This window comes from Rubrivirga sp. (assembly GCF_049648075.1).
Taxonomy (GTDB): domain Bacteria; phylum Bacteroidota; class Rhodothermia; order Rhodothermales; family Rubricoccaceae; genus Rubrivirga.
This window is the reverse complement of sequence record NZ_JBARYR010000512.1, coordinates 1-9,992: the sequence shown is the minus strand read 5'-3', so window position 1 is coordinate 9,992 and position 9,992 is coordinate 1. Positions and strand designations below refer to the sequence as shown.

General features: G+C 69.6%; 7 protein-coding genes and 2 pseudogenes. 8 read left to right on the top strand and 1 reads right to left on the bottom strand.

Annotated features, from left to right (window positions below):
- From WBA11_RS14395 to WBA11_RS14360, 8 genes and pseudogenes are all read left to right on the top strand, one after another.
- Positions 1–811, top strand: a pseudogene (locus WBA11_RS14395) (hypothetical protein); the annotation flags it as partial.
- A 74-nt stretch (positions 812–885) separates the two neighbouring features.
- The gene (locus WBA11_RS14390) at positions 886–3,132 is read left to right on the top strand and encodes a TonB-dependent receptor (protein WP_424521361.1); all 2,247 of its coding nucleotides are present in this window, start codon (positions 886–888) and stop codon (positions 3,130–3,132) included.
- Entirely contained in the window at positions 3,132–4,775 is a 1,644-nt protein-coding gene (locus WBA11_RS14385; RefSeq protein WP_424521360.1) for a hypothetical protein, read from the top strand. Before WBA11_RS14390 ends, WBA11_RS14385 begins: the two co-directional genes overlap by 1 nt.
- Positions 4,772–6,631, top strand: coding sequence for a hypothetical protein (locus tag WBA11_RS14380; protein ID WP_424521359.1), 1,860 nt, complete (start codon positions 4,772–4,774; stop codon positions 6,629–6,631). Before WBA11_RS14385 ends, WBA11_RS14380 begins: the two co-directional genes overlap by 4 nt.
- A complete protein-coding gene (locus tag WBA11_RS14375; RefSeq protein ID WP_424521358.1) occupies positions 6,628–8,280 on the top strand; it encodes a hypothetical protein in 1,653 nt (550 codons plus the stop codon). Before WBA11_RS14380 ends, WBA11_RS14375 begins: the two co-directional genes overlap by 4 nt.
- Positions 8,281–8,503: 223 nt before the next feature.
- A pseudogene (locus tag WBA11_RS14370) lies at positions 8,504–8,731 on the top strand (Crp/Fnr family transcriptional regulator); the annotation flags it as partial.
- On the top strand, positions 8,714–9,055 hold the full coding sequence (locus tag WBA11_RS14365) for a Crp/Fnr family transcriptional regulator (protein ID WP_424521362.1): 342 nt from the start codon (positions 8,714–8,716) through the stop codon (positions 9,053–9,055). The pseudogene WBA11_RS14370 and the gene WBA11_RS14365, both read left to right, overlap by 18 nt.
- A gap of 62 nt (positions 9,056–9,117) precedes the next feature.
- Entirely contained in the window at positions 9,118–9,321 is a 204-nt protein-coding gene (locus tag WBA11_RS14360; RefSeq protein ID WP_424521357.1) for a YgaP family membrane protein, read from the top strand.
- Between the two features lie 98 nt (positions 9,322–9,419).
- On the opposite strand, the gene WBA11_RS14355 is transcribed toward WBA11_RS14360, so the two are convergent.
- The coding region (locus WBA11_RS14355) for a sigma-70 family RNA polymerase sigma factor (protein ID WP_424521356.1) at positions 9,420–9,992 on the bottom strand (573 nt) is incomplete at its 5' end.

Here is a 9,992-nt window from a genome sequence, read left to right as displayed (position 1 = left end):
GGACGCGATCCTGATCGAGCGGCTGTGGGACCTGATCTCGGACCTAGAAAACCGCATCACGCACGACCTGACCTCGATGGGCTCGCTCGGCGTCCTCGAGGGCGAGATCGAGGACGGAGCGACGATCGTCGGGCGAGACTCGGTTCACGTCGCGGCCGGGGCGACGGTGCGAGCCGGAGCGGTCGTGAGCGCGCACGGTGGGCCAGTGTGGATCGGGGACGGCGCTGAGATCGGAGAGAACGCGGTCCTGCGGGGGCCGGTGTTTGTCGGGCCGAAGGGGATCGTGAAGCCGGCGGCGCGCATCGAGACGAGCGCGTTCGGGTACTGGTCGAAGGTCGGCGGCGAGGTCCAGGGGAGCGTCATGCACAGCCTGTCCTCGAAGGGCCACGACGGCTACCTCGGCGACAGCTACCTCGGGCGGTGGTGCAACCTCGGGGCCGACACCAACACGTCAAACCTGAAGAACGACTACGGCGAGATCGCGGTCTGGGACGCCCTCGAGGACGCTTTCGTCTCGTCCGGCCGTCAGTTCGCCGGGCTGTTCATGGGCGACCACTCCAAGTGCTCCATCAACACCATGTTCAACACGGGCACCGTCGTCGGCGTGTTCGCGAACCTGTTCGGGGCCGGCTTCCCACCTCGGCACGTCCCGAGCTTCGTCTGGGGCGGCTCCGACGGCCTGGTCCCGTACCGCGTCGACAAGGCCCTCGAGGTCGCCGAGGCGGTCTTGGCCCGCCGCGACCGGACGCTCTCCGACGCGGAGCGCGAGCGGCTGGAGCAGATCGCGGAGGCGTCCATGTCCGACGTCTAGCTAGGGCACTATATAGACCCTCGGGTGGCAGGGTCCGGGCCGGTACCTTGGCCCGGCTCCGTTCTCGCCCGTCTATGACCCGACTGCTTCTCGCCTTCCTCGTCCTCGCCGCTGCGCTCCCAGCTTCTGCTCAGTCCGCGGGGCTGCGCGGCTTCGTTACGGGCGCGGACGACAGCCAGCCCCTTATCGGCGCGACCATCCTCGCACAGCCTGTCGACGGCGGCGACGCGCGCGGCTCGGCGACGGACACCGACGGGCTCTACGTGATCCCGCGCTTGACGCCGGGCCGCTACCTCGTCCGGGTCAGCTACGTCGGGTACACGACCTCGGTGGACACCCTCGACATCGGGGGCAGCATCCTGTCCTACAACATCGCCCTCGAGGCCGCCGCCGAAGGCTTCGAGGTCGTGGTCGAGAGCGAGCGGACCGGCGGCGGAGCCCGGGTCACGGCCGGCGTCCAGGCCATCGACCCGCGCGACATCGACATCGTGCCCGCGCCCGACGTCTCGGGCGACCTGGTGAGCTACCTCACGACCTCGCCGGGCGTCGTGACGACCGGCGACCGAGGCGGCCAGCTCTTTATCCGAGGCGGCGAGCCGAGCCAGAACCAGGTCCTTATCGACGGGATGGCGCTCTACCAGCCGTTCCACGTCCTGGGCTTCTACTCGGCGTTCCCGAGCGACATCCTGGCGGGCGCCGACTTGTACGCCGGCGGCTACCCGTCGCGCTACGGCGGCCAGGTCTCGTCCGTGCTGGACATCCAAACTCGGAACGGCAACAAGCAGGAGTTCGCGGCCGCGGCGTCGGTCGCGCCGTTCGTGAGCGCCGCCCGCGTCGAGGGGCCGGTCATCGAGGGCGTCGCGTCGTTCATGCTCTCGGGCCGCCAGAGCGTGATCGAGCAGGGCGCCTCGAGGCTGGTGGACCGCGACCTCCCGTTCACCTTCGGCGACGTGTTCGGCAAGGTCCACGCCATCGTCAGCCCGAGCGCCCAGATCTCGTTCCAGGGCATCCACACCTACGACCGAGGGACGATCGGCGAGGACGTCGGCGGAGCGGTCCCGGACGAGGTCCGGTACCAGAACACGGCGGTCGGGATGCGCTTCCTGTACCTCCCGACGGTCTCCGCGCTGCGCGCCGAGCTCTTGGTCAACGCCTCCGAGCTGAACAGCGAGCAAGGCCTGGACCCGGTCCGCGGCCTCCCGCTGCGGCAGTCGGGCATCGGCCGGATCAGCTCCGAGGCACACCTGACGTACTACCTCCCCAACGTCGACATCTACGGCGGTCTGTTCGTGCGCACGAACCGACTGACGTCGTCGCTCGACCGGGTCGGGAGCACGCCGGAACGCGAGTTCTTTACCGAGTCCGGTGCCTACCTCGAGCCGGAGCTTCGCCTGGGTGGCTTGGCCGTCCGGGCGGGCATCCGCGTCCAGAGCTTCCCCAACGCCGGCCGGACCTACCTCGAGCCGCGCGGCCGGGCCGTCTTCACAGCGGGCCGCCACGAGCTCTCGGCCGCCGGCGGTCTTTACCACCAAGAGGTCATCGGCGTGAACGACCGCCGCGACGTGGCCAACGTGTTCACGGCCTGGACGAGGGCGCGAGACAGCGAGGTCCCATCGGCGTGGCACGCCGTGGCCGGCTACCGCGTCTCGCCCGTTCCCGGCCTGGAGTTCGTCGTGGAGGGGTACTACAAGTACCTCGAGAACCTTCAAGTCGCCGAGTGGACGGCGTTCCCCCGGTTCACGACGGACACCCAGCCTGCGACCGGCGAGGTCTTCGGCCTGGACACGCGCGTCGAGGTCCGGGCGGGCGACCTGTACGGCTACGTCAGCTACGGACTCTCCGAGGTCACCTACGACGCTCAAGGCCCCAACTTGGAGCTGTGGTACGGGACCGAGGAGCTGCGGTACAACCCGCCCCACGACCGCCGCCACCAGCTCAACGCGCTCATCTCGGGCACGCTTCTCGGCGTCGACCTCGCGGCCCGCTTTTCGTTCGGATCGGGCTTGCCGTTTACCCAGGCCTTGGGCTTCGACCGCTACATCCCGGTCGACAACCCGCCGAACGTGTTGCAGGAGCCCGGCACGCAGCGCGTGATCTACGAGCGCCCCTACGGCGGGCGGCTTCCCACCTTCCACCGCCTCGACCTGTCAGCGGACCGGACGTTCCGGCTCCGGCCCGGCCTCGACCTGACCGTCCAGGGCTCGCTCATCAACGCGTACGACCGGCGCAACCTGTTCTACTACGACACCTTCACGCTGCGCCGCGTGGACCAGCTCCCCCTGATCCCGTCGTTCGGCATCAAGCTGGCCGCCAACGACTAGTGCGCGGGGCGCTCCTGGGACTCGTCTGTCTCGCCACCGCGGGCGGCTGCATCGAGGACGTCGACGGCGTCCTCGACGTGCCGGTCCCGTTTACGCTCTACGGCTACGTCGACCCGACGGTGAGCCGGCAGGTGATCCGGGTCGTCCCGCTCACGCGGACGATCGACGACTCGGTCGCTGTGGACGCCGCCGTCTCGACGACGGACCTGGTGACGGGCGAGGTGACGGTCTGGCAAGACTCGCTCGTGACGTTCCCGGACCGCACGCAGGGCACCGTCTACGCGGCCGACTTTACCCCGGCCCCGGGCACGCGGCTCCGCCTCGAGGTCGAGTCTCGAGACGGCGAGGTCGCCTCCGCGGAAGTGACCGTCCCCCCGGTCATTGCTCCTGAGATCCGGCCCGCCGAGCGGTCGTTCGGCGAGGTCACCTACCCGATCCGCTACGTCGGCGCGCCCCAGGTTCTCGGCCAAACGGTTCGGATCCTGGTCGCTGGCATCCCTAACCTTCCCGGGGTCGTGGTCCTACGCGCGCGGCTCCAGGATCGTCCCGTCGAGGTCGAACCGGGGACCTGGGAGGTCCGCGTCCCCTTCTTGCTGCTCGCTCGCGAGGCCCTGCGCACACAGGGGATTTCGAACGGCGAGGCGACGTTGGTCGCGGTCGAGTACGCCGGGTTCGTAGCGGATGCCGGATGGGACCCTCGCTCGCTCGACCCGGGATCTGCCGGCGAGCCCGGAGCCTTTACCAACGTCGAGGGCGGATTCGGATTTATCGGCGCCGGCCACGAGTCGGTCGCGCGGTGGGTCCCGTCGCCGGCGGTCCAAGCCGCAGCCGGTTTCGCCATCAACGAAGAAGCGGCGGCGCTCCTGACGCTCAACGAAGTGTCGACGGCCGAAGGATGGGTCGAGATTTACAACCCGCTGTTCACGTCCGTCGACCTCGATGGGTACGGCTTGTCCGACGACGCGAGCGAGCCGCGGAAGCAGGTGTTCCAGCTCGGCGACGCCGTTCCCGGACGGGGCTTCCTCGCAGTCCCACTCGCGTTCCCAATCGAGGACGGCCAGACGATCGGGCTGTTTAGCCGGACCGGAGACCAGCTCCGTCGCCTGTTCGCCAGCAGAACCGGCGACGGCCTCACGCACGGCTCCTACCCCGACGGCCTGTCGCTCCGCATCGACCGGACGGACGACGACCTCTACCAAGGCCCGCTCTTACCGACGCCCGGCGGCCCGAACGAGCCGGCGTTCCGCCCGGCGGTCGTGAACGAGGTGTTCGCGGGAGGTGACGACGGCTTCGTCGAGGCCGCCATCCGGCCCGGAGCGACGGTCCAACACCTCGTGGCGTTCTCGGCGCCGGACCTGTTCTTCAACGCCGTGACGCTCTCCGACGAGCCGTTCGCGGTCGCGCCCGAGACCGCGCGGTTCCTCGAGCTCCCCCAAGTGACGGGGACGGTGTACCTCGCGGCCCTCTTCGACGACCCGATCCTGGACCGCCGCGTCACCCGTGTCGTCGACGCTCGGACGTACCGTGGCCAGGTGCCGGGTCGCTCCGCGGGCTACCTCCCCGACGGCCCCGACGGCGACTGGACGCCAGAGCTCCGGCCCACGCGGGCGGCTCCAAACGCCACAGCCCGACGCTCGCTGTGACCCGACCCCTCTCTTGTCATCTCGGCCTCGAGGACGGCGCGGCCGACGGGCCTCGTCCTCGAGGACGATCCTGCATCCGCCCTCGAGGGCGGTCGGTGCTGTTCCTCCTGTTCATGCTCCTCGCCATCACAGGCTGCGAGGACGAGGTCGACCCGACGATCGGCCTGGACGTGCCGTTCTCGATGTTCGGCTACCTCGACCCGACCGCGGACCAGCAGGCGATCCGGGTCGTCGAGATCGCGACCGAGATCGGCTCGGACCCCGACGCCATCGACGCGACCGTGACCTCGACGGACGTCGGGACCGGAGAGACCATCGCGTGGCGGGACTCGCTCGTCACGTTCTCCGACGGATCCCGCGGCCACGTCTTCGTCGCCGACTTTACGCCCCGACCGGGGACCGCCATCGAGGTCGAGGCCCGGAAGTCGGACGGCACGGCCTCGAGGGTGACGGTCACGATCCCGTCGCTCACCCAGCCGACGGTGGGCGTGCCGTCGTTCGTCGACGGCGGGATCGGGTACAGCGTCGAGCTCGCAGGCGCGCCCCGCGTCCTCGAGGGCACGTTCGAGATCGTCGTCGGCGGCTACCCCGGCGACCTACCCGGAGCGACGCGGCGGATCGAGATCCCGGTCCGCGCCCAGCCGCGCGAGGTGACGCCTGGCGTCTGGAGCGTCGACATCCCGTTCGTATCCGCCACCCGCGCCACGCTCGAAAGCCTGGGCGTCCTCGAGGCCGGACTGGGTCTCGTCGCCCTGGAGTACTCGATCTTCGTGGCCGGCGACGCGTGGGACCTGCCGTCGGGAGACCCCGACGTCCTAGTTGAGCCGGGCGTGTTCTCGAACGTCGAGGGCGGACTCGGCTTTGTGGGGTCGGGGTACGCCACGACGGTCCGCTGGATGGCCGGCCTCGACGCGGCGGCGGCGGCCGGCTTCGAGGTCGGGGATGACCCCGTGAGCGCGCTCGTCCTCAACGAGATCGTGGCGGGCGACAACGGGTGGGTCGAGTTCTACAACCCCACCCTCGGACCGATCTCGCTGCGAGGCTACACGCTCACCAACACGCCCTCCGAGCCCCGGCTCCAGCGCATCCCCAACGCGACCGTCGTCCCGCCCGGCGGATTCGCCACCGTCGACCTCGAGTTCGCGGTGGACGACGCTCAAGGGACCCTCGAGGTCGGCGTGTTCGGACGGACGGGCGAACTGGTGCTTCACGTCCGCCCGCTCACGTTGTTTGCCGACGAAGGCGCAGGCGTCGCGTCGTACGGGTCCTACCCCGACGGGCTTTCCTCTGTTGTGCGCTTGACCGTCGGCCTCGACGAGCGGATCTACGACGTCTTCCGAGGGCCGCTCCGGCCGACACGCGGCGCCCCGAACGAACTCGGCCTCGAGGTCGCGTACATCAACGAGATTTATACCGAGGGAACGGACGGCTGGGTAGAGACCGTGACCGTAATGCCCGGGATCGATTCGGTTTCGGTGATCCGTCGGGGCGACATCCCCGGAGCCCTCCGCACAGCCGCCAGCGAGGTCATCCCGTCGGGCGTCGGGACGCTCGGGGTCGCGGCGGAGCAAGATCCGGGTTTGATCCTCAACCAGACAGGCGGGACGGTCTACGCCCTAGCGTTCTTCCGGGACCCTCGCATCGTCCCCATCTTGGGACCCGGCAAGCCTCCACGTCCGGTCAACCCCCTGCTAGACGTCACCACGCAGATCCGAGCGGTCGACGCGCGGGAGTATGGCATCCAACTTCCGGGTCGGTCCTCCGGCTACCTCCCCAGCGCGCCCGACGGCGTGTGGTCCACCGATCTCCGCCCCACCCGAGGCACGGCTAACGCCTCGGCCCGAACTGCCCAATGAGACGTCTCCCCTTCCTCCTTCTCGCTCTCATCTTTGCAGGGTGCGAAGACGACGTCGCGGCTACGGTCGACCTCGACCTGCCGTTCTCGATGTACGGATTCCTGGACCCGACGGCGGACCAACAGGTGATCCGCGTCATCCCGATCACGGACCGGATCGACAGCGACGCCGCCCTCGAGGCCGTGGTCACGTCGACGGACCTGGGGACCGGCGAGGTCGCGACGTGGCGTGACTCGACGGTGACCTACGCCGACGGGTCGACGGGGACCGTCTTCGTATCCGACACGACGCCCGCGCCAGGTGCACGAATCCGCCTCGAGGCCGTACGACCGGACGGCGACGCGTCGACCATCGAGGTCACGATCCCGCCCATCGTCACCCCGACGGTCGGCGTCGCCGAGTTTTCCCTCGGAGAGGTCACCTACCCGATCCGGTTCGACGGCGTGCCGCGCGTCCTCAACGGCCAGCTCCGCCTCGCCGTCGGCGGTGGCAACGACGACGCGCCGACGGTGCTGCGTATCCCCATCGACGTCCAACCGCGTGAGATAGAGCCCGGCGTCTGGATCGTCCGGGTCCCGTTTGTATCCGCGGTCTTCCGTGCGCTCAACGAGCAGGGACTGGCCAACACGGGACTGCGGTTGCTCTCGGCCCAATACGTCGGGTTCGCGGCCAACGCCGAGTGGGACCCGCCGAGCGGAGACCCGGCCGCGCTCGCGGAGCCGGGCGTGTTCACGAACGTCCAAGGCGGGCTCGGCTTCGTGGGTGCCGGCTACTTCACCATCGCCCAGTGGACGCCGTCGCCGGCGGTCCAGGTCAGCGCCGGATTTACGACGGACCGCGAGACGGCCTCGTTCGCCGCTCTCAACGAAGTCTCGCTCGACCCGACCCCCCAGCTCGAGTTCTACAACCCCCTGTTCTCGACCATCGAACTCGGCGGGTACAGCATCTCTGACGACTCCCAGCAGCCGCGCAAGCAGACCTTCGAGTTCGGCGTGCGGGTCCCGCCCCAGGGCTACTTCGTGGTCCCGATCGAGTTCGACGTCGAGCCCGGGACGACGATCATCGGCCTGTTCAACCGAGCCGGCGACCAGATCGGGCGGCTGTTCGTGGGCACGATCCGACCCGGGCAGTCGTACGGGTCGTACCCGGACGGGCTTTCGCTCCGGCTCCCCAGCGGCGGCCCCGACGTGTTCCAGGGGGCTCTCCGCCCCACGCTCGGGGGGGCCAACGACATCCATCTGCGCCCGGCGTTCATCAACGAGATCCTGACCGCGGGGACGAGCGGCTTCCTCGAGGGCGTCGCCCTCGAGGGCTTCAACGTGACCAGCCTCGAGGCCATGAGCGACCCCGAGGCGTTCTTCGACGCTGTGCGCCTCCAGGGGCCGTCATTCCCCGTAGCCACCGAGACGGCCGGCGCCCTCGACTTGCCCCAGGCGGGCGGGACGGTGTACTTGGTCGCGCGCTTTTTCGACCCGACGTTGGGGCCAGAAGGTGGCAACGACTACCGCGTCGTCGACACCCGGACGTACGACGGTCAGGTGCCGGGCCAGTCGTCGGGGTACCTGCCGGACGCGCCGGACGGGACGTGGACGCGAGGGCTTCGCCCAACGCGCGGGGCCGCGAACGCCAACGGTCGCCAGGCGATGTGAGGCGGATCGGGGTCCTGCTCCTTGCGTTGCCCGCCGTCGGGATCCCGACGCGCGGCGCGGCCGACCAGCAAGCACGCCGGGCGTCGCTTCCTGACCCTCTGTCCCACTCCAGCCGATGACCGTCCTCGATGCCGATGACCGTCCTCGATGACGCCCGCGCGGCGTTCCCCTTCCTGTCCGGCCTCGAGGACGACGCGTTGCGCCCGGCCCCCTCGAGGCCGGCGCGTTCGTCTGCCTCGAGGGCGACCGGTGCGGTGCGGTGCCGCTCGTGGTGTCCGGCGAGGTGCGCGTGTACCGAGCGAGCCCCGAGGGACGCGCGCTCACGCTGTACCGGATCGAGCCGGGCGAGAGCTGCATCTTGACCGCCTCGTGCCTGCTGAGCGACAACGCGTTCCCCGCCTTCGCCCAAGCCGAGACCGCCGTCCAAGCCGTCATGATTCCGGCCAATCTGTTCGTGCGATCGTTCGCGAGCAGCGCGCCGCTCCGCGAGCACGTGTTCGGACTCTTGGCTCGGCGCCTGTCCCGCGTTATCGAGTTGGTCGACGCCGTCGCATTCCAGCGCGTCGACGCCCGGCTGGCGGCGCGTCTCCTCGAGGCCGAGCACGACGGCCACATCGACACGACGCACGAGCGGCTCGCGGACGAGCTCGCGACCTCGAGGGAGGTCGTCAGCCGCGCGCTCGAGGAGTTCGAACGGCGGGGGTGGGTCGCGCTGTCGCGAGGCCGGGTCACCGTCCTCGAGGGCGAGGCATTGCGGGCGGACGCGTCTGTGTGACCAGGGTCACGGACGAGCGGTACACAGGCGTCGGATCGTAGAGCCTCACCACCTCTACAGCTATGACCAAGAACATGAGCGGCCTGGACCGCACCCTCCGCCTCACGGCCGGCGCCGTCGTCGCGGTCCTCTACGCGACCGGCGCCATCGGCGGCGTCACGGCCATCGTGCTGGGCGTCGTGGCCCTCGTCCTTCTCGCGACGAGCGTTGTCGGGGCGTGTCCGGCGTACCTCCCCTTCCGCTTCTCGACGCGGCGTTCGAGCTAGCCGCCCTCGAGGTCAGCGGACCAGCCGTCCCGAAACGCAAAACGCCCCGGCCGAGCGCGTGCTCGGCCGGGGCGAAAATCGTCCTCGAGGACGAGTCCTTAGTTCAGGTGCGCGACCAACTCCTCGCGGCGGTGCTTCTGGCGCAGCTTGCGCAACGCCTTCTCCTTGATCTGACGGACGCGCTCGCGCGTGAGCCCGAACCGCTGGCCGACCTCGACGAGCGTGAGCGGCTGCTCGTGCCCGATGCCGAAGTAGAGACGCGTGATCTCGGCCTCGCGCGGGTGCAACGTCGCGAGCGCCCGCTCGATGTCGATGTTGAGGCTCTCGTTGGTGAGGTCCTCGTCGGGCTGCTCGTAGTTGTCGTCCGCCAAGACGTCGAGCAGCGAGTTGCCGTCGTCGTCGTCGAACGGGGCGTCCATCGAGAGCGAGTGGCGCGAGTGCTGCAAGCCCTCGACGACCTTCTCCTCCTTTAGGTCGAGCTCCTTGGCGATCTCCTCCGCCGTCGGCTGGCGGCCGAGCTCCTGGGCGAGACGCGCCGACGCCTTCCGCATCTTCGACAGCGTGCCGACGCGGTTGAGCGGGAGCCGGACGGTACGGACCTGGTCGGACAGCGCCTTCAGGATCGACTGGCGAACCCACCAGACGGCGTACGAGATAAACTTGAAGCCACG